This is a genomic window from Bifidobacterium pongonis (genome assembly GCF_019331805.1).
Taxonomy (GTDB): Bacteria; Actinomycetota; Actinomycetes; order Actinomycetales; family Bifidobacteriaceae; genus Bifidobacterium; species Bifidobacterium pongonis.
This window is the reverse complement of record NZ_JAHBBE010000041.1, coordinates 1-18,814: the sequence shown is the minus strand read 5'-3', so window position 1 is coordinate 18,814 and position 18,814 is coordinate 1. Positions and strand designations below refer to the sequence as shown.

Here is an 18,814-nt window from a genome sequence, read left to right as displayed (position 1 = left end):
GCGAACGAATGGTCGAACCGCCGCTACCTGGACATGTCCCGGCTCGATGACAACCTCGTGGAAGCGAACTGATCATCGCGCCATGGACGGCCATGATCCAAAGTGCGCAACTTTTCGGGCACTACCGGGACGCGCAAACGTTCGTCATGACTTTTCAACGTTTGCATAAACATGCGTGAATGAGCCGTCTTTTCTACAAAAATGGGGTTATTAAGCAGTAGATAATGGTGGTTTCCGGAAGAGGAGCACAATATGGTGGAATCTGGCGTGGGCGGGGATTTGAAATCCGAAGCGGAAGCGGAGAAGCGCTATTGCCAAACTGAGCTTGACAAGTTGGATGCCAATAAAAAGCGGGTGTTCGCGGAGCTTGGGGCTGCCGTTGCCGAACGGGAGAAGGGCAACCAGTCGTTTTGGGAGAATTACCCCGAACAGGCCGCGGCACTCGCTGAAGCCGACCAATGGGCGGAAAAGCTCAAGGAACGCATCGCGAGAGCGGAAAGCGTGATTGAGCAGGAGGAGAATCGCCAAAACGGGAAGCGCATTCAGAATTCCCCCTGGTCCAAAGTGTGCTCATGCGGAGCCTCCTGCCCGGAGTTGGCGAAATTCTGCCCGAGCTGCGGTGCGCTGCTTTCCGACAGCATCCTGCGGCCTGCCCCACGGGTGATTGAGGCGCATCGATGCCCGCAATGCAAAACAGTGTATTCCTCCGAATTCGGATTCTGCGAAGTGTGCGGAATCAAATTGGAAAGCTGCGGTGTAGATCCAGCGGAAAACATCGTGCGCCCTGTGGACACTCTCCCGCAGCAGGAGAATACGCAACAGGAAATCGCAGTCGAGGAGGACGTTATCTGCCCTCAATGCGGTAAGTCCAACAAGTCCCGAGCAAGGTTCTGCGGCAATTGCAGAACGCAATTGAAGTAGAAAAGGTTGAGAATCGAATGACTCATCGATATTGCGCGGTCTGCCATGAGCCGATTGAAGGAATGTCCAAATTCTGCACTTCCTGCGGGGCGACCTTGAACGATCAGAACGAAGTGGGTGAATCCACAAAGGACCTGACGCAGGATATGCCCGTCAAAAACCATACGAAACGTAACGTCATCATAGGCGTTCTGGTCGTCGTGGCGCTGGTGTGCGGCGGAACGTTCTATTGCGCGTACGATTCGGGAATGCTGCAATCGACTGATTTCGGAGGGGATAAGTCCGACACTTCCGCAGCGAAGAAAAACTCGGAGAAAACGTCGAAGAAAACGAATGGTTCGGCGAAAAAGAAGACGACGGATAAAACCGATGATAAGAATCGTGAGGTGTCATACGATTTCGAATCCCAGTCTTCCGAAGTCGAATTCGTCTACCATAACAGTGAGCAAAGCACGGACCTTGACGAGGTGTGGACGTACGTTCAGTTCTCCAGTTCTCAAAAGCAATCCGATTCCGTCCTTGACGATCTCAATAAGACGATTAAAGACGATTTCGATCGTGAATTGCAGGATGCGAAAAAGTGGGATGCGGATTCGGGTTCCGGTCCGCAGTGCATTTCTCACAGGGAAACGGTCACCTACATCAAAGATGAATATGCCGTTGTTCGTACGGAACGATATCTCACGATGTGGGGTCCCCATGGCGACATTGAAGTCTCGGGGAAAGCCTATGACCTCACAAGCGGTGATGAAGTATCGATGCCTCTGATTGTAGGGAAGACGTACACCGAAATGGAAAGCGCTGCCCGCGAAGCCATAGAGCGGTATCTGGAGGATGATCCCAGCGATATCTATAGCGGTACCCAGTTGGATGAATATATCGACGATATCGTTAATGACGATAGCCGCTACTACGTGACGAAGGATGGTCTGCTGATCAATGCCAGGCCGGCGGAATTGGGCAGTTACCAGTATGGCGGCAAAGACATTGTGATTGCTCCCGTCGATGGCAGCAAGGCGTCGGTGGGAACGAATCTTTATTCGAAATATTCGGAGATGAAATACACATAGATTTTCGTTTCGATTCCATATGTTCAAACCAATTTCCGCAACGTTTGCATGAACTTATTTTCAGCAATGCGTGTCTCGAATAATCCGAGACACGCATTGCATATTCTCCAATATAAGTCGTTTAAAAGACTGTGAGGAAAGGATGAAACAATGGGGTATTGCATTCAATGCGGCAGTGAGCTTCCCGAAGAAACGAAATTCTGTATGAAATGCGGGGCTCCGGTTGATGGCGAAGCCTATGCATCTCCTGAAACTCAAGAGGGGACGTCTCCTATTCAGGAAGTCCCGGCGCCTGTTCAAGAGGAGTCTCCTGTTCAAGAAGCTCCCGCACCTGCTCAAGGGCACGTGACGGCCGCCAGGAAACACTCCTCTGCATATAAGGTTTTTTACGGTTTTGCCGCCGCGTTTTTTGCTGTGCAGTTGGTGCCCCTCCTCCTGACATTCAAAGAGGAGCTTGAATCGGAGATATCCCTCAATAGGCTTGGGATATTGGATAATTTCCCCGGCACAGTGACGGCAATTGTGATATCCACCAGTATTCCGGTGTTTTTGGGTGTTTTCTTGATATATGAGGTCATTCGACTGATGACTCTGAAGCCGGATTCCTCTGATCAAAAGCGTCGCATGGGTGCTAAAGGTGCTCTTATAATGGCTATTGCGCTACTAGTTATCGAGGTTGTGCTGGCTTCTTTTAGCCCTAGATTTTTATCATATCTATATTATGTAAATGCTGGCACGTCCATTGGTATTGACTTTGACATTATTTTTGAGTTGAGCAGTGTCGGTGAAGGTGCAGCCCTAGTGTTTCCTTTGTCTCTTCTCGCTACTTTGTTGTTGTGCGCCGGGAACGCGATGTCAAAAAAGGCATAGTTGTAATTCATCACGTTCAAACCAATTTCCACAACGTTTGCATGAACTTATTTTCAGTAATGCGTGTCTCGGACGGCTCGAAATCGCGTAGTACATATTCTTCAACTAATGGTCTACGGAGACTGAGAATGGAGGAGTCCAATGGCAAATAGCTTTTTGGATAACGTCACTGAAGCCATCAATGGCGGAGTCGACTATGCGGATAAAAAAACGCAAATCATGCGCTGCCATAACGAACTGTCTACGTTGGCAAAGCAGAAGACGCAAGCTCTTTCTGAATTCGGTATGAACGTATTGAATCGTGAGTCCGGGAATCAGCAGTTTCTGGACGCATATGCGGAACAGGTGTCGACGATCAGATCGATTGAACAGCGCGAAAACGAGCTCAGAATGCAAATCGATGCGCTGCGTCAGGACACTGCATTGAATACTGGCGGGCAATTCCAAGGGCAAAAGCAGTGTGCGCATTGCGGCGCGGTTTGCCCGGATCGTTCCGCGTTCTGCTCGAACTGCGGAACGCCATTGGCCCAGCAGCAGCAAGTTACGGTAAATCCCGCTCCGGCACAGGCCGGAGGAATGATCTGCCGAACGTGCAACGTTCAATATCCCGCGGACTACGTCTGGTGCGAACGCTGCCGCAGCCGTTTGGAACGGGTTTCTAACCCGGAGCCACAGCCGCCAGCCAGCTGACGGTTGGTGCGGATGAGCGGAGACGCTTCCATTCATATATCGAGAACGATAGGAGAAACAGAGATGACAAGAATTGAACAGACCACAAGAATTGAACAGACCACAAGAATTGAACAGACCAGTGGGCGACGTATAGGGCTTGCGGATGTGTTGGCGGCCGTCGCCGCGGTGCTGTTGGGCGTGCAAGCGCTGAATTACATTGTGACACTGGTCGGTAATTTCAGCGCCACATTCATGATTTTCGGCATTCAGGCCGGAAACAATGCCATCGCAGGCGTACTCGGGGTTCTTCTGCTTTTGGCTTTCGCAGTGGTTCTCGCGTTTTTGAGCGGTTTCCCGTCGATAAGACTGATCCAATCAATGGTTGGGAAGATGTTCCCTCCTTCCAAGGCGCAGAAGAATCCCGAACGGATCCTGGTTATGGCCATTTTGCTGCTGATTGTTGAAGTCGTGCTGTGGATTCTTACTCTTATTGGCCCATTGACGAATATCCCTTATTTCGGTTCGGTGCTTGTGCTTATGGGTTCCAAGGCCACGAAGGGAATCGTATCGTCCATTGTGGCTGTAGTGCTGCTGTACGCGGCGCATGTGGTGTCGAAGAGCAAGTGACTTAGGAGAGAAAAATGAGATTTTGCGGACATTGCGGTAATCAAGTATCCGATCAGGCCACGTTCTGCGGGAGATGCGGTAACACTATTAGCGGCGCTCCCTCGCCTCAGCCGCCCTCGCCTCAGCCTCCTACGCCTCAGCCTCCTGTGCCCGGCCCTGCGCCGGTTCCTCAGCCGGGGCCTGGTCCTTCGTTGTTGGCGTTTATTGGAGCCCATGCCAAGCAAGTCGTCTATGCGATTTTCGCGATTGTGATCGTGGCCGGCAGCGTCGTGAGCAACGGTATGCCTGGTTCCGTTCATCCGGCTTCCGCGCAGGAGGTGGCGAATGTGCTTACTGTTGCGGTGAACCGTCTTTACTCCAGCAACATGGATAACGATGCTACGGAGAAGTACGTCAGAACGATCTGGAAGTATCTGCCTGAGGATCTCGCGGATGCGGCGATTGAAGAGTGCGATGGCGACAAGGATGCGGCTATTGAGAAGATATCAGGCATGGCTGGCGATGCCATTGATTCAATGGGCGTTGATAAGGTCAAGGCGCGGGCTATGTTCTCGATTGGTGACAAGGTCGATTCCAGTGACATCAGAGAGAGCAATAACGCTTTCCATGATGCCAAGTTCAAGTCGCGCATAGCCGAAGGGTACGAGTTGGAGGTATCCGGTATCGTCACAGCCAAAGAGGATATCGGCCAATTGAAAGCCGGCGAAACCAAGACAATGGATTCGATGTCCTCCGGTATGGAGGTAGTGCGAATCGGCGGCCGTTGGTACGTGTGGAGTTCCTCGTTCAATAGTCTGCTGAAAGACGTGGCGGATTCGTCGGATGACTCGTCGAGCAATTGGTGATGGTGATGGTGGCTGCCGTGCCGGGCGCGGCAGCCACCATTGCGATTGGATTTCGTAGTAAACAAAGACGGAACGAGCGGGGATTCGGATCATGCGTTGCGAGTGCGGAGAGCCGATTGAGCCAGGACAGAAATTCTGCATCGGCTGTGGCAAGGAGCTTGGAGATTCCTCTCCTTCGGATAAGACGGCAGTGCTGCCGCCAATCGTGCCTGATGAGCCGGTTCCTTCTCCTCAACCGAAGAAGAAGCGTAGCTGGCATAAGGTGGTCATTGCGATCGTTGTGGTCATCGCGCTGATTCTTGCGGGAGTTCTGGGGTTCGTGTGGCTGTGGCCAAAGGATTCCACGCAGGCGGCGGATAAGGACACGGTGCATTATTCCGACACCAAAGCTTCGAAGGTGCACAGGAAAACGGTGATCGTGCTGTATGGCAAGGACGGAAAACCGCTCGAAAAATACGAGTTGAAGGTGAAGGATGAGGATGGCAAGGTAACCTCCCATTCGGTGAAGGACGGCCAGTTCACGCCGGAAAGCATCGGTATGAAACCGGATAAGCAATACAGCGTCGTTGTGAGCGGGGATCCGGACAATACCTACAATCTGCCGAAGATAAATGTGCGCCCGGATAACGAGGCGGCTGATGATATTCACGACAACAAGCTTGATGTCAAGCCGTCCGAAGGCAAGGATTCCGCAGGTGAAGCATCTGCCGCTTGCACCAAGAAAACAATGTATTTGTCGTACTACGATGTGATCTCCTCACTCCAGAAGAAGTACGGGGAAGGTGAGATTGTAACTGATTCCGGGGCAGAGGCCGGATATCTGCATGGACTTTCGGTTGTGCTTCTCATCGATTCCGATGGGGATGGTGAAGAGGATGAACTGATCACCGTCTACGACAACGAAAACCGCAAAAACGATGAGGACCCGAAAACCAGTCCGAGTACTGAATATTGGACGGTGCAAACTTGGAACTATGACTCGGAAAAAGGAAAGGCGTTGGCGGGGATTGAAAGAGAGCCCGTACACGATCAGCAAGGTGATATTTACCTTGAACTGGCTTCGGACGAGAACGATGAGATAACGCTGGCTGATGGTGGTGGATATATTGGATCCGATCCCGATTTGGACTATACGGAATATCTGCTTTCAAGATCGAGGGATGTTGATGTTTTAGGTTTCGCAGATGATAAAACTTTCGTTTTGGGCGAAGATACCCTCTCCCAGACCCAGGAAACCATCGAAACAATCAAACAAGGCATGATGACCGACTGCAATGTCTCCTCTGATGCTTCGGAGGATTCGTCGAAGGTAGCCGACGATGTGCAGATCGCCGTTGGCGGAACCTACGCCAATGGATATGTGCTCCGGAATGGTGAAGTGTGGGCGATTGACGAGAGTGGGAAAGCTACGAAAATGACCGGTCTTCCTACCATTTCCAAGCTGTTTATCGGCGGGTTCAATGGAAACTATGCGCTCGCGAAGGACGGAAGCCTATGGGCGTGGGGAAATCCGTCGTCCATATTTGGCTTGGGTTCTTTGGGTGATGGAAATCATGGTGATGAAGACATCACCAAACAATCCGGCAAGCCTGTGAAGGTTCATAATCTGAAGAATGTCAGGACTATGTATTCTGGCCAGGGTAAGAGCTATGCAGTACTGAAGGACGGCACTGCGTGGATGTGGGGAGACAATTGTCCTTCTTCTGGCTGCAGTGAATACGGTGGTGAAGAGATCCTTGAGCCAAAACAGGTTGATGGATTGAAGAATGTTATTGATTTCGCCGGCTGGTATGGCATTAATTATGCTCTGAAATCCGATGGTTCGGTATTACGCTGGATTGACAGCAAAGGCACAGCCAAACCAGATTTGCCGCTCGAACCTACCGAAATTTTCGGTTTGGCCAAGATCAAATCCATGTCCATCGGGTATGAGGGCATATATTTCTTGGATGAGCAGGGGAAGGTCTGGACGTCACGCGCGCCTTCCGGAGGCGAAACAACGGTCACGGAGGCGACGGTGGTGAACGCTCTTCCTGCGATCAAGACGATTAAGCAGATTGACGCGAATCAAGATGTTGGACCGGTATCGTACTTCATCGGCGTCAACGGTGACCTATGGGCACATGGCGCAAACGGGGCCACCTGCGGAGACGGCAATAGTGCTGCGCTAGGGGATGGAACATGTACGGCATCGGATGACCCGGTTCAGGTCAAAGTCGTTAGCAAGGTTCGTGACGTTACTTCTGCATGGGGCAGTAGCTGGGCCATAACCGATAACGGCGATCTCTACCAGTGGGGAACGTGCAATGGTTCTGGTGAAAAGGCAAATATTCCCAAGAAAATCGAATCAGGAACCGTCCGGAAAATATATGCTGCTGCTGTGCCGTCGAGCTATTTGATGATGGTCAAGAAAGACGGCACCATATGGGGCAAGAGCGTAAGTCCCACCGGGGATTCGAAGGATTTTATTCAGATTCAAGGTATCAAATAAGCCGTTGAAAAGACGTGAAGATATGGAAGGGATATAACAATGGGATATTGCGCCCAATGTGGTTATGCGCTCTCTAATGTGGCAAGATTCTGTCCAAAATGTGGCGCTTCGATTAAGGCTCCGGCGGTTCCTGCTCCGGATGCGGGCAGGTCTTCGGAGCTGAAACCTGTCCTTACCTGTAAGCGTGCGTCTAAGGCTGTAAAAATTTCATGGCTGCTTGGTGCAGTGTTCTTCTTTATCGAGGCTCCAGTGATGTGGTGGCTTGCTGATTATGATCCGCCCTCTCGTGGAGATCACCTATCAGCGCATCCCTATTTAGGGCATGAGACAAATTGGTATGTAATGGCCTTCGGATTCTTCATCCTATTATGTGCCATAGTTCAAACTTATCTGTTCCTGCAAGCCGATAAATACCATATTGAAGTATTTGAGGGGCATGTAGAAGGTTTGAGCTGCTGTTTGATTGGTGGAATTCGTGAGATCAACATTCCTTACACGCAAATACAGGGGGTAAACATCGTGGAGAAGCGGTGCACTCTTGTATTGGAGATTTCCGGCCGCAAGGAAACGATGTATTGCCCCGATCTTGATACCGCCAAGAAGATGGGACAATACGTCAACGATAGGATTCGTGCTTTGTATCAGTGAGTTATATCTCTGCCTTAGCAGTGGTGCGCTTCGAATGAGAAGAACGGAATCGCTGGTATTGAGATGAAGCGATATGTGGTGAGGTTCGGCGATGGTTCGCCGGCCTCACCACATTGGTTTACAGCCTGATTGCCGGGGCGATAAACTCGGCAGCTCGTCGGAGTGGAGGGTAGAAATCCATCATCTTGTAGGATAAGAGTTTTTCTCTAAACCGTCCCCTTATTCCTCCGCATCCGGGTCGGCATCCGAGCCGGTGGAGCCGAGCAGGACGCGCTCGCTCAGGTTCACCAGGCACATGAGGATGCCGGTGATCGCGATGATGACCAGCGTGGCCGAGAAGATGAGCGGCGTGCGGAAGGAATTGTAGGCGGCCTGCAGCCAGATGCCGAGTCCGCCGCGTGCGCCGAGGTATTCGGCGGTGGCCGCGGTGGCGTAAATATATGCGGCGGAGACGCGGATGCCGCCGTAGATCTGCCGTGCGGCGACGCGCAGTTTCACATGCCATAGCGTCCACGCGCGGGTCGCGCCGCAGGTCAGCGCCACGTCGGAGTAGAACGTGGGCACCGCTTCAAGGCCGCGGATCGTCTGCACGGCGATGGGGAACAGGCCGAATATGGCGACGATCGCGATTTTGCCGGATATTTCGAAACCGAACCAGATGAGGAACAGCGGTGCGATGGAGATCAGCGGCATCGTCTGCGCGGCGGATAGCAGTGGGAACAGTGCCGCGTTCGCGACTTTCGAACGGTGCAGGAGAATGCCGATCAGCACGCCGAGGGTGACGGCGAGCAGGAATCCGACGCTTCCTTCAAGAAGCGTGATGCGCGTGGCGGGCCAGAGCGTCGGCCAGGTTTCGACGGTGGCCTGCGCGATTTCGCTGGGGGAGGGGATCATCGTCGAAGGCACGTGCGCGAGTCGCGCCCATGCCTCCCAAACGGCGAGCAGCAGCACCACCGCCACGATCGTGGGGATACGGCGCTTGAACGCCTTGACCAAAGTGTGTTGAACGCGGTTCCCGACCATCGTTCACCTTGCTTTCTGCGCCGAAGTGGGCGCGCACACGGCCGACGGCGGGAAACCAGTAAGGTGAGGAGCCTGTTCGCGCATCGGCCAGAAACCTGTAATCCAGCAGGCCAGTATAGGGCAGGCGTGCGAACATGCGCGAATCCGCGCGCGAATCGGAACCGCGGGCGCCGCCCGTAACGGTACAGGTAACGGCACTGGGCGGTTCATTCGGACGAAATCGGCCCCGATTTCGTCCAAATGAACCGCCCAATGGTGTGCGTTCAGAAAAAGGGAGGCGGAATGACGCTTCCTACGCGAGGGGTTTCGTGGGGGAATAACGCTTCCGCCGGTATCGATATGAGCTTCGAATCACTCCAATCCGATGGACTTCATGTGGTGCAGCTTGAGGGATGCGACCTTCAGGGTGCCGGATTCGGATTCGAGCTTGATGGCGCGCGGGCCTTCGGAGGCGTAGCTGTAGGAGCTCATGGACTGACGGCCGTCGTTCACGTACACTTCGACGCATCCGCGATCGACGTACACGCGAAGCTTGAGCGTGCCGGACGCCAGTTCCTCGGCGGAGAGCGGTGCGGTACGGTAGCCGCGGTCGCCGCGGGCGTTGGCCTGACGGTCGATGACCACGCGGCCGATCTGATCGTCATAGCCCACGAAGGTGTAGGCGCCGTCCTCGGTGGCGTGCACTCTCAGGCCGGCACGTTCCGCGGTGGAGTTGGCAAGGTCGATGGTCATTTCGATCTCGACGGCTTCGGCATCGTCGGAGATGATGCGCTCCTCGTTGACGCCCAGGTCGATCATGCCGTGGTCGAAGGTGTCTTCGCGCAGGCCTTCCATCTCGGCCACGGGGGCGGTGTGCAGGTCGCCGTCGGCGCCCAGCGTGATCTCGCGCGGCAGGGTCAGGTTGCCGCACCAGCCGTCGTTCTCCATGTTGATCGGCGCGACGAACGGGCTCATCCAGCCGTAGACGATCTGGCGCTTGCCGTCGTTGAAGGACTGCGGTGCGTAGTAGTTGTGGCCGCAATCCCACAGGCGGAACTCGGTTTCCGGCTTGAAGGCCTCGCCCGGGGTCCAGGTGCCGATCATGTAGCCGGCGTTGTTGACGTTGCGGTTCATGAAACCGTTGGCCTTGGCGCCCATGGCGGAGAAGCCGATGACCCACTTCTCGTTGCCTTCGGCGTCGCGGATCGGGAAGAAGTCGGGGCATTCGAGCATGAACACGTTCGGATCCGGGTGCTCGAACAGCACGCGCTCGTAGGTCCAGCGGACCATGTCGTCGGAGGAGAAGAGCCACATCTGGCCGCGCTTCTCGGCGGAGGAGACACCGAAGGTCATGTACCACTTGTCGCCGGTCTTCCAGACCTTCGGATCACGGTAGTGGTGGTCGACCTTGTCGGTCGGGCAGTCGACGACCATGCCACGCTTGGTGGCGGAGGTCAGTTCGTCGTTGTCGGGTTCGGCGAGCATCTGCACCTGCCAGTCGCCGCCGGTGTTGTCGTGCCCGTTGGCCCAGCGATGGCCGGTGTAGTAGAACTTGAGCTTGCCGTCGTCGCCGATCACCGCGGAACCGGAGAACACGCCGTCCTTCTCCTGTTCCAGGGAGGGGGCGAACATGATCGGTTCGCGCTTCCAGTTCACCATGTCGGTGGAGGAGACGTGGCCCCAGTGCATCGGGCCCCACTGGGTGCCGTACGGGTGCAGCTGGTAGAAGACGTGCCAGCGGCCCTTGCAGTAGCACAGGCCGTTCGGGTCGTTGATCCAGCCGCCGTTGGAGGCGATGTGGAACTTCGGGTACCAGCGGTTGTTGCGCTTGGCTGCGAGTTCGGCCACGCCGGCCTCGGCCTTGGCGAGTTCCTCGGCATGGTCCCTGATGGGGGTGAGCACCGGTTCGTTCGGAGTGAAGTCAGTCATCGTTGATCGTCTTTCTGTGTGTCGCCGTTCGTTGGGCGTTCGTTTGTGGGGTGATGTGTGGGGAGCCTATGCGGCTCGTGGAAGGGCTGTAGGGAGAGAGAAAGCGGCATCCGGCAGGAAGGGGGAAGAAAAACCGGATGCCGCTTTGCTGTTATTCAGGTCAGGCCTGGGCCTTGGCGGCTTCCATGGCCTTAAGCTGCTTGTCGGTGTAGAACGGGTCGCCGCCGACTTCCTGATCGTCCTTCTTGATGACGAAGAAGCCGTAGATCAGGGCCGCCAGGACGATGCCCGAGATGGTGAAGAAGGTCGGGCGGTCGCCGAGGTTGTCGTGCAGGGCGCCGAGCGGGGTGGAGAAGATCACCTGGCCGACCTGGGAAGCGATCTGGAAGCCCACCATGTAGAGGGTGGCGGACAGCTTCGTGTCGAAGTGCAGGGTGAAGTAGCGGAATGCCGGCAGGCAGAACAGCGGGACCTCGATGGAGTGGAACATCTTCACGATGGAGACACTGACCGGGTCGTGGAACACGCCGCACAGGCCGATACGGGCGAACATCACGAAGGCGCCGAGGAGCAGGGAGTTGCGCACGCCGATCTTCTTCATGATGATCGGGACGACGCCCATCATGGCGGATTCGAGGAACACCTGGACGGAGTTCAGGGTGCCGTAGGTGGCGTTGCCGATCTCGGTGGTCGGGAAGAGGGAGGCGTAGTAGTTCGGGAACATCTGCTGGTCGAACACGGTGTAGAAGGTGTTGGTCAGCAGCATGAAGACGATGAGCACCCACAGGGCCGGCATCTTCAGAACGGAGACCATCTCCTTGAAGGAGGGGTTGGTCGGCGCGGCGTTCGGATCGGCTTCCTTGCGGAGTTCTTCCTTCTGCTCGGCCGGAACCCAGAAGGCGTAGACGCACAGCATGCCGAGGCCGCAGATGGAGCCGACCCAGAAGTTGAGCAGCGGGTTGATGTTGAAGAGGAAGCCGGCGCACAGGGCGACGATGGCGTAGCCGAAGGAGCCCCAAGCGCGGGACTGGCCGTATTCGAAGCCGAACTTACGGGAGTAGCGTTCGGTGACGGCTTCGAACAGGGAGCAGCCGGCCATGAAGCCAGCGGACAGCACGATGGAGCCGATGAGCACACCGATGAAGCGGGTGGTGCCGCCGGCGGTCAGCATCGGGGCGTACACGAACTGGACGAACGGGCCGACGCATGCGGCGACGGCGGAGATGAAGATGACGAGCTTACGCTTGATGCCGAGCTGATCCTGGATGGTGCCGTAGACGAACATGATGACCAGGGTCGCCAGCGAGTTGATGGAGTAGATCTGGCCCTGTTCCGCGGCGCTCATACCCAGGCCGTGGGTCGGGTCGGTGAGCCACCTGGAGAAGAAGGACCACCAGATGCCCCAGGAGCAGAAGAACATGAAGATGCCGAAAGAGCTCTGCAGATAGGAGGGGTTTCTCCATGCAGACTTATGTGCGCTTGCCATTTTGTTTTTCCCTTTTCTCTGAGCAACCGCTGCTGCGCGATCGCTGTTGTTGTTGGAAGGCGTTCCGTGCGGGCTGCCGTGCCCGCTGTGGAATTTCCGTGTTTATATGATAAAACGTCAATCGATTTACGTCAATCGAATGACGTAAGAAAAGAGTAGTGAAAATATTTGCAAGTTATCAAGAGGCTTCGTTTCAGCCGTTTGTGAACCTTCACACAAAACACGCCCGGCGTGTCGCGATGAGGTGGATGAAATCGATAGCACCACGGAAAACAAGACAGATGCCGTTTGATTGTCGGACATTCGACGTCGCTGTCGAATTTTCGTCGCCGCAGTGAAATGCGTTGGAGTGCCAACGGATGCCGTTCGGCGCACGCCGGCACCGTCGAACGCAACGCCGGAACGGTATGGCGCCAATACGGCAATCGCCCCGCTGGTCGGCGGGGCGATTGGCTGCTACTCGGCTATTACTTGGCCACGGAACCCTTCTCCAGCAGCGTGCAATGGACCTTCGCGGGGATGGGTGCGTCGATGGGCGGCAGGGGAGCGGTGGTCTGCGGCCACGTGAAATACTCCGGTGGGCGGTCCTCGATGATCGAGATCAGCTTGGCCGCAGCCCAATAGCCCATCTCGAAGTGGGGAAGCTCCACGGTGGTCAGCTGCGGTTCCAGCGTCTCGGCGAACACGCGGTGGTTATCCACGCCCACCACGGAGATGTCCTTGCCGACGGTGAGCCCGCGCCGCGCCGCGCACTCGTACACGTACCAGGCGCGTGCATCGTTGAAGCAGAAGAAACCGTCCGGGTGTTCGGTGTCGAACAGCTTGGCCACCGCCCGCAGCGCCGGACCGTTATTGAGCACATTCGCCACCAAACGTTCATCGAAATCACGGCCGGCGTCCTCCAACGCGGCACGGTACCCGGCCAGGCGGCCCTTCTGCGCGATCATCGTCTCGCTGCAACCCACATAGGCGATGCGCTCGCATCCGGCCTTGATGAGATGGGTGGTCGCGTCATAGGCGATGAGGAATTCGTCCGGTTCCACGCTGGGGATCACGCCGTTGCGGTCGGTCGCGTCGGTGAGTACCACCGGGTAGTCAAGCAGTTTCGGCGGCACGTCGGTGATACGGTTCGACATCTTCGCGTAGAGGAAGCCGTCGGCGCCATAGCGTTTCAACGCGTCGATCTCATCGTCCTCCTTCATGCCGCCGTCCGTGCTGACGGTGATGAGCATGTAGCCCAAGCTGCTCGCGGCGCTCTGCGCACCGAGGATCATGCCGCCCGCATACGGCGTGGTGGCCACCTCGTCGCTGATGAAACCGAGAATACGCGTGCTGTTGGTGCGCAACGAACGTGCCATCGGGTTGATCTGGTAGCCGAGCTGGCGGGCAGTCTCCCTCACGCGCGCGGCGATCTCGGGTTTGACCCTGCCTATGTCGCGGTGGTTCATCACCAGCGACACCGTCGATACAGACACCCCTGTCTGCCTCGCAATCTCTTTCATCGTCGTCATATCACCACACGATACACCCCGGGCGGCGTTTGGGGCGGCGTATGTTCGGCGCGGGCGCCGCTATGGGCGCGGGCCCGGGCCACGGCGCAAACGTTGCCACGCAACGCGAATGCCCCGCGGCCGGAAAGACCGCGGGGCATTCTTCAGGAAAGGGGAGAGCCGCTATCAGGCGAGGCCGGAGAGCCTGTCGATCAGCTCCGGATCCCTGGTCGCGCCCTTATCGGCGGAACGGGCGAAGGCCGCGTAGGCCTTCAGCGCCTGGGAGACCTTGCGGTCGCGGTGCGCCACATAGCCGTCGCCGGCTTCGAGTTCGGCGCGGCGCTGGGCCAGCTGCTCGTCGGAAAGCTCGACGTTCACCGTACGGTTCGGGATGTCGATGTTGATGATGTCGCCGTTCTTGATCAGGGCGATCGGGCCCTTGTTCGCGGCTTCGGGGGCGATATGGCCGATGGACAGGCCGGAGGAGCCGCCGGAGTAACGGCCATCGGTCAGCAGTGCGACCTGCTTGCCGATGCCCTTGCCCTTGACGAAGGAGGTCGGGTACAGCATTTCCTGCATACCCGGGCCGCCCTTCGGGCCCTCGTAGCGGATGATCAGCGCCATGCCCGGCTTCAGGGTGTCGTTGAGGATGACCTCGATGGCCTCCTCCTGGGATTCGACGACCAACGCCGGTCCACGGAAGGTCCAGATCTCCTTCGGCACGCCCGCGGTCTTCACCACGCAGCCGTCGGGGGCGAGGTTGCCGCGCAGCACGGCCAGACCGCCTTCGGTGACGGCCGGGTGGTCGATGTCGTGGATCGCGCCGTTCACACGGTCGCGGTCGAGGGAATCGAACAGGGTGGTGTGCGTCCACGGATCCGGGGACACGATGTGGCCGGGGGCCGCCAGATACATCTGCTTGGCCTGCTCGGTGCAGGTGTCGCGCATGATGTCCCAATCGTTGAGCTTGTCCTCAAGCGTCTTGTAATCGATGGAGTGCACGTCGCGGTGCAGCTTGCCGGCACGGTCGAGCTCGCCGAGAATACCGGTGATGCCGCCGGCGCGATGCACGTCGGAGATCTCCCATTCGCCGGACGGCGAAGCCTTGCAGATGCAGGGCACGGTGTGGGAGATGCGCTCGATGTCGTCAAGCGTGAAGTCCACGTCGGCGGACTGCGCCATGGCGAGGATGTGCAGCACGGTGTTGGTGGAGCCGCCCATGGCCACGTCCATGGTCATGGCGTTCTCGAAGGCTTCCTTGGTGGCGATGGAGCGCGGCAGCACGGAGGTGTCATCGTCGTCGTAATACTGCTTGGCGATCTTGACGACCTGCTCGGCGGCGCGCTTGAAGAGGTCCTTGCGGTAGGAGTGGGAGGCCAGGATGGTGCCGTTGCCCGGCAGAGCCAGACCGATGGCCTCGGTCAGGCAGTTCATCGAGTTCGCGGTGAACATGCCGGCGCAGGAACCGCAGGTCGGGCAGACGGTCTTCTCGTAGGCGAGCAGATCGTTCTCGTCCAGATTGTCGTCGGCGGAGGCGTACATCACGTCGATCAGATCGGTGTTCTTCTTCACGGTGCCGTCGGGCAGCACGGTCGTGCCGGCCTCCATCGGGCCGCCGGAGACGAAGACGGTCGGGATGTTCAGGCGCAGCGCGGCCATCAGCATGCCCGGAACGACCTTGTCGCAGTTCGGGATGCAGATCAGGGCGTCGGCGCAGTGCGCGTTGACCTGGTATTCGACGGTGTCGGCGATGATGTCGCGGCTCGGCAGCGAGTACAGCATACCGGTGTGGCCCATGGCGATGCCGTCGTCCACGGCCATCGTGTTGAACTCACGGGGGATGCCGCCCGCTTCCTTGATCGCCTCGGAGATGAGGCGGCCGACCTTGTTCAGGTGCACATGGCCCGGCAGGAACTCATCGAAGGAGTTGGCGATGGCGATGATCGGCTTGCCGAAATCCTTGCCATCCACACCGGCGGCGCGGTAAAGGGCGCGTGCGCCCGCGAATACACGTCCATTCATTAGTTTTGCAGATCGCATTTCCATGCCTCTCATTCTTGCGTTCCAGTGGGACACACGTTCCGCGGGAAGTCACATTATGGAACCGATGGCGATAACGTATGCAAAATCCGCGCTGTTGCGTACACTCGTGACATATGAGTAACAGTCAGCGGGAAGAGCGCGAGATGCGCGAACACCGTCGTCGCGTGATGACGCGGACGGTGTGCATCGTCATAGCCGCGGCCCTGCTGCTCTCCATGGTGGTTCCCGCCATCTACGCGGGTCTTTGACGCCCTCTCGCACATTCCTGTGGGGGCGTTTCCCGCGTCGAGCGGCTGGTTCGCGGTCGCGAGGGGAAGGGAAGACAACGGCGTGCCCGCAAAGAGAATGTGTAAAACCCTCGGGTTGGGCTGAAAACCCAAGTATGTTCGAAGACAATTTCTACAGAACGAACGTAAAGGTGAAACATAATGGCAGAATTCGATTTCTCCGAGGCGATCTCGGAGGCCCGTTCGAAGTACGATTCCATCGCCCAGGCGTTGGACATGGACCGCATGAAGGCGCAGATCGCCGAGCTTGAACAGCAGGCGGCGGAGCCCGGTCTGTGGGACGATCCCGAAAACGCGCAGAAGGTGACCAGCCGTCTGTCCGCGGCGCAGGCGCAGCTCAAGCGTCTCGATTCCGCGTCGCAGCGCATCGACGACGTGGAGACGCTCGTCGAGCTCGGCCGCGAGGAGAACGACGCGGATACGCTCGCCGAGGCGCAGGCCGAAGTGGAGAAGATCCAGACCGATCTGGACGATATGGAAATCCAGACGCTGCTGGACGGCGAATACGACGAACGTTCCGCGGTCGTCACCATCCGTTCCGGCGCGGGCGGCGTGGACGCGGCCGATTTCGCGCAGATGCTGCTGCGCATGTACCTGAGATACTGCGAGCGCAACGGCTTCAAGGCCAAGGTGATGGACACTTCGTACGCCGAGGAGGCGGGCATCAAGTCCGCCACGTTCCAGGTGGATGCGCCGTACGCGTACGGACGCCTGTCCGTCGAAGGCGGCACCCATCGTCTGGTGCGTATTTCGCCGTTCGACAACCAGGGCCGCCGCCAGACCAGCTTCGCCGCGGTCGAGGTCGTGCCGCTGGTCGAGGCCACCGATCACATCGACATCCCCGATACCGATATCCGCGTGGATACGTACTGCTCCTCCGGCCCCGGCGGCCAGGGCGTGAACACGACCTACTCGGCCGTGCGCATCACCCACCTTCCCACCGGCCTGGTCGTCACCATGCAGGACGAACGCTCCCAGATCCAGAACCGCGCCGCCGCCATGGCCGTGCTGCAGTCCCGACTGCTGGTGCTGCGTCACGAGGAGGAAGCCAAGAAGAAGAAGGAGCTGGCGGGCGACATCAAGGCGAGCTGGGGCGATCAGATGCGCTCCTACGTGCTGCACCCGTACCAGATGGTCAAGGATCTGCGCACCGGCTACGAAACCTCACAGACCCAGGCGGTGTTCGACGGCGACCTGGACGGCTTCATCCAGGCCGGCATCCGTTGGCGTCACGAGCAGCGTCGCGCCAAGGACGCCGAGTAAAGCTTCCCGCTTCCCGCACGGGCGTGCGGCGGAAACGGAAACGGAAGGAATGACATGGCACTGATTTCGTTGAACCATGTAAGCAAGATCTATCCCAAGGGGACCAGACCGGCGCTCGACGATGTCAATCTCGACATCGAACGCGGCGATTTCGTGTTCCTCGTAGGCGCGTCCGGCTCCGGCAAGACCACGCTGCTGAGCCTGCTGCTGCACGAGGAGGAGGCCACCGAGGGCGAGATCCGCGTGGCCGGCAACGACCTGCGACGCATCACCAACCGTCAGGTGCCGCAATACCGCCGTTCCATCGGTTTCGTGTTCCAGGACTACAAGCTGCTGAACAACAAGACCGTGTGGCAGAACGTCGCGTTCGCCCTGGAGGTCATCGGCATGCGCCGGTCCGCCGTCAAATCGATGGTGCCGAAGGTGCTGGAGACCGTGGGACTCACCGGCAAGGAGAAGAACTACCCGCATGAGCTTTCCGGCGGCGAACAGCAGCGCGTGGCCATCGCCCGCGCCTACGTGAACCATCCGCAGATCCTGCTGGCGGACGAGCCCACGGGCAACCTCGACCCGACCACCTCGCTGGGCATCATGGAAGTGCTGGACGCCATCAACCGCACCGGAACCACGGTGGTCATGGCCACGCACAACGAGGAGATCGTCAACTCGATGCGCAAGCGCGTCGTCGAACTGCATAACGGCAGCATCGTGCGCGACGAGGAACACGGCTCCTACGATTCCGCGGAGTTCTTCCCCGATTCCGAAGTGACGAACAGGTCGCAGCAGGCGCTGCGCTCCGCCACCGGCGACATCATGCAGGGCACCGTGCCGCACAGCGCTGCGGACGCGCTGCGGGCGAGCGCGATCGCCGCACGCGCGATGGACGAGGGCGAAGGCATCGCCCGACTCGCCCAGTCCGTGCATTCCGGTCGCACCGGCCGTTACGGCGAGGCGTTCGCGTCCCCCGAAGACACCATGACCTGGGGCAGGGGACTGCCGTTGGAGGAAATGGCCAAGGAACATGAGAAGAGGAACGGCGAGGGGGAGCGGCCCGGCGAGAGGACCGAAGCCATGCCCCTTGGCGATGAGGCGTTCATGCCGCCCACCCATGTCTCTTATACACAACTCCGGGCCCAGGAAACCCGAAGACAATCCGTATTCCGGCTTCTG

General features: G+C 57.7%; 16 protein-coding genes and 1 pseudogene. 12 read left to right on the top strand and 5 right to left on the bottom strand.

The annotated features are described in order from the left end of the window. The first annotated feature begins 252 nt into the window (after positions 1–252). The 9 genes and pseudogenes from KIH75_RS09055 (at position 253) to KIH75_RS09020 (ending at position 8,144) form a co-directional block, all read left to right on the top strand. Positions 253–921 (top strand): zinc ribbon domain-containing protein, encoded by a 669-nt coding sequence (locus KIH75_RS09055; RefSeq protein ID WP_219056393.1) that lies wholly within the window; start codon positions 253–255, stop codon positions 919–921. Then, on the top strand, positions 900–1,991 hold the full coding sequence (locus tag KIH75_RS09050; RefSeq protein ID WP_219056392.1) for a hypothetical protein: 1,092 nt from the start codon (positions 900–902) through the stop codon (positions 1,989–1,991). The genes KIH75_RS09055 and KIH75_RS09050 overlap by 22 nt, the downstream gene beginning before the upstream one ends. Before the next feature lie 150 nt (positions 1,992–2,141). Further along, a complete protein-coding gene (locus tag KIH75_RS09045) occupies positions 2,142–2,861 on the top strand; it encodes a zinc ribbon domain-containing protein (RefSeq protein WP_219056391.1) in 720 nt (239 codons plus the stop codon). A gap of 141 nt (positions 2,862–3,002) precedes the next feature. Further along, the gene (locus tag KIH75_RS09040; protein WP_219056390.1) at positions 3,003–3,551 is read left to right on the top strand and encodes a zinc ribbon domain-containing protein; all 549 of its coding nucleotides are present in this window, start codon (positions 3,003–3,005) and stop codon (positions 3,549–3,551) included. A 63-nt stretch (positions 3,552–3,614) separates the two neighbouring features. Next, positions 3,615–4,160: an archaellin/type IV pilin N-terminal domain-containing protein gene (locus KIH75_RS09035; RefSeq protein ID WP_219056389.1), complete on the top strand. Its 546-nt coding sequence runs from the start codon at positions 3,615–3,617 to the stop codon at positions 4,158–4,160. A gap of 14 nt (positions 4,161–4,174) precedes the next feature. Then, positions 4,175–4,240, top strand: a pseudogene (locus tag KIH75_RS10395) (zinc-ribbon domain-containing protein); the annotation flags it as partial. Between the two features lie 114 nt (positions 4,241–4,354). Next, positions 4,355–5,005, top strand: a complete 651-nt coding sequence (locus tag KIH75_RS09030) for a hypothetical protein (protein WP_236028198.1) — start codon at positions 4,355–4,357, stop codon at positions 5,003–5,005. Between the two features lie 91 nt (positions 5,006–5,096). Continuing rightward, a complete protein-coding gene (locus KIH75_RS09025) occupies positions 5,097–7,496 on the top strand; it encodes an RCC1 domain-containing protein (protein WP_219056387.1) in 2,400 nt (799 codons plus the stop codon). Positions 7,497–7,535: 39 nt separating this feature from the next. Further along, positions 7,536–8,144: a zinc-ribbon domain-containing protein gene (locus KIH75_RS09020; protein WP_219056386.1), complete on the top strand. Its 609-nt coding sequence runs from the start codon at positions 7,536–7,538 to the stop codon at positions 8,142–8,144. Between the two features lie 219 nt (positions 8,145–8,363). Here KIH75_RS09020 and KIH75_RS09015 read toward each other — a convergent pair whose 3' ends face one another. From KIH75_RS09015 to ilvD, 5 genes are all read right to left on the bottom strand, one after another. Continuing rightward, positions 8,364–9,167 carry an ABC transporter permease gene (locus KIH75_RS09015; protein ID WP_219056385.1) on the bottom strand — a complete coding sequence of 268 codons (804 nt, stop codon included), beginning with the start codon at positions 9,165–9,167 and terminating at the stop codon, positions 8,364–8,366. A 351-nt stretch (positions 9,168–9,518) separates the two neighbouring features. After that, positions 9,519–11,075, bottom strand: coding sequence for a glycoside hydrolase family 32 protein (locus tag KIH75_RS09010; protein WP_219056384.1), 1,557 nt, complete (start codon positions 11,073–11,075; stop codon positions 9,519–9,521). Positions 11,076–11,235: 160 nt separating this feature from the next. Continuing rightward, positions 11,236–12,561 (bottom strand): MFS transporter, encoded by a 1,326-nt coding sequence (locus KIH75_RS09005; RefSeq protein ID WP_219056383.1) that lies wholly within the window; start codon positions 12,559–12,561, stop codon positions 11,236–11,238. Positions 12,562–13,028: 467 nt separating this feature from the next. Further along, a complete protein-coding gene (locus KIH75_RS09000) occupies positions 13,029–14,072 on the bottom strand; it encodes a LacI family DNA-binding transcriptional regulator (protein ID WP_219056382.1) in 1,044 nt (347 codons plus the stop codon). A gap of 165 nt (positions 14,073–14,237) precedes the next feature. Then, the gene (ilvD, locus tag KIH75_RS08995) at positions 14,238–16,097 is read right to left on the bottom strand and encodes a dihydroxy-acid dehydratase (RefSeq protein WP_219056381.1); all 1,860 of its coding nucleotides are present in this window, start codon (positions 16,095–16,097) and stop codon (positions 14,238–14,240) included. 110 nt (positions 16,098–16,207) lie between these two features. Here ilvD and KIH75_RS10250 point away from each other — a divergent pair, with 110 nt between their 5' ends. The 3 genes from KIH75_RS10250 to ftsE form a co-directional block, all read left to right on the top strand. Beyond that, entirely contained in the window at positions 16,208–16,342 is a 135-nt protein-coding gene (locus KIH75_RS10250; RefSeq protein WP_274608109.1) for a hypothetical protein, read from the top strand. Between the two features lie 180 nt (positions 16,343–16,522). Beyond that, complete coding sequence (gene prfB, locus KIH75_RS08990) at positions 16,523–17,644, top strand: peptide chain release factor 2 (RefSeq protein ID WP_219056380.1); 1,122 nt, start codon at positions 16,523–16,525, stop codon at positions 17,642–17,644. 54 nt (positions 17,645–17,698) lie between these two features. Then, the coding region (gene ftsE, locus KIH75_RS08985) for a cell division ATP-binding protein FtsE (protein WP_236028195.1) at positions 17,699–18,814 on the top strand (1,116 nt) is incomplete at its 3' end.

Coding starts and splice junctions, on each gene's coding strand:
- ilvD (WP_219056381.1), bottom strand. CDS start 16,097: ATGGAAATGCGATCTGCAAAACTAATGAATGGACGTGTATTCGCGGGC.
- KIH75_RS09020 (WP_219056386.1), top strand. CDS start 7,536: ATGGGATATTGCGCCCAATGTGGTTATGCGCTCTCTAATGTGGCAAGA.
- KIH75_RS09035 (WP_219056389.1), top strand. CDS start 3,615: ATGACAAGAATTGAACAGACCACAAGAATTGAACAGACCACAAGAATT.
- KIH75_RS09010 (WP_219056384.1), bottom strand. CDS start 11,075: ATGACTGACTTCACTCCGAACGAACCGGTGCTCACCCCCATCAGGGAC.
- KIH75_RS10250 (WP_274608109.1), top strand. CDS start 16,208: ATGAGTAACAGTCAGCGGGAAGAGCGCGAGATGCGCGAACACCGTCGT.
- KIH75_RS09000 (WP_219056382.1), bottom strand. CDS start 14,072: ATGACGACGATGAAAGAGATTGCGAGGCAGACAGGGGTGTCTGTATCG.
- KIH75_RS09015 (WP_219056385.1), bottom strand. CDS start 9,167: ATGGTCGGGAACCGCGTTCAACACACTTTGGTCAAGGCGTTCAAGCGC.
- KIH75_RS09045 (WP_219056391.1), top strand. CDS start 2,142: ATGGGGTATTGCATTCAATGCGGCAGTGAGCTTCCCGAAGAAACGAAA.
- KIH75_RS09040 (WP_219056390.1), top strand. CDS start 3,003: ATGGCAAATAGCTTTTTGGATAACGTCACTGAAGCCATCAATGGCGGA.
- KIH75_RS09055 (WP_219056393.1), top strand. CDS start 253: ATGGTGGAATCTGGCGTGGGCGGGGATTTGAAATCCGAAGCGGAAGCG.
- prfB (WP_219056380.1), top strand. CDS start 16,523: ATGGCAGAATTCGATTTCTCCGAGGCGATCTCGGAGGCCCGTTCGAAG.
- KIH75_RS09005 (WP_219056383.1), bottom strand. CDS start 12,561: ATGGCAAGCGCACATAAGTCTGCATGGAGAAACCCCTCCTATCTGCAG.
- KIH75_RS09025 (WP_219056387.1), top strand. CDS start 5,097: ATGCGTTGCGAGTGCGGAGAGCCGATTGAGCCAGGACAGAAATTCTGC.